A 1,031-nucleotide genomic window follows, 5' to 3' on the forward strand; every position below is an offset into this window, starting at 1 on the left:
GGTGTGGCGAAGCTGAGAACTTAAGCGCCAGTAAACGGCGGTGGTAACTATAACCATCCTAAGGTAGCGAAATTCCTTGTCGGGTAAGTTCCGACCTGCACGAATGGCGTAACGACTTCTCGGCTGTCTCGACCATAGGCCCGGTGAAATTGCAGTACGAGTAAAGATGCTCGTTTCGCGCAGCAGGACGGAAAGACCCCGGGACCTTTACTACAGTTTGATATTGGTGTTCGGTTCGGCTTGTGTAGGATAGGTGGGAGACTGTGAAGCTTGGACGCCAGTTCAGGTGGAGTCATTGTTGAAATACCACTCTGGTCGTGCTGGATGTCTAACCTGGGTCCGTGATCCGGATCAGGGACAGTGTCTGATGGGTAGTTTAACTGGGGCGGTTGCCTCCTAAAGAGTAACGGAGGCGCCCAAAGGTTCCCTCAGCCTGGTTGGTAATCAGGTGGTGAGTGTAAGTGCACAAGGGAGCTTGACTGTGAGACTGACGGGTCGAGCAGGGACGAAAGTCGGGACTAGTGATCCGGCGGTGGCTTGTGGAAGCGCCGTCGCTCAACGGATAAAAGGTACCCCGGGGATAACAGGCTGATCTTCCCCAAGAGTCCATATCGACGGGATGGTTTGGCACCTCGATGTCGGCTCGTCGCATCCTGGGGCTGGAGTCGGTCCCAAGGGTTGGGCTGTTCGCCCATTAAAGCGGTACGCGAGCTGGGTTTAGAACGTCGTGAGACAGTTCGGTCCCTATCCGCTGCGCGCGTAGGAGTCTTGAGAAGGGCTGTCCCTAGTACGAGAGGACCGGGACGGACGAACCTCTGGTGTGCCAGTTGTTCTGCCAAGGGCATGGCTGGTTGGCTACGTTCGGGAGGGATAACCGCTGAAAGCATCTAAGCGGGAAGCCTGCTTCGAGATGAGGACTCCCACCCACTTGATGGGGTAAGGCTCCCAGTAGACGACTGGGTTGATAGGCCGGAGATGGAAGCCAGGTGACTGGTGGAGTTGACCGGTACTAATAGGCCGAGGGCTTGTCC

Annotated in this window: 1 rRNA gene; it reads left to right on the forward strand. The window is 56.3% G+C overall.

Annotated features, from left to right (window positions below):
- Positions 1-1,031, forward strand: a 23S ribosomal RNA gene (locus tag JFN87_RS33205); the annotation flags it as partial.

The sequence above is a fragment of the Streptomyces montanisoli genome, assembly GCF_017813245.1.
GTDB lineage: Bacteria > Actinomycetota > Actinomycetes > Streptomycetales > Streptomycetaceae > Streptomyces > Streptomyces montanisoli.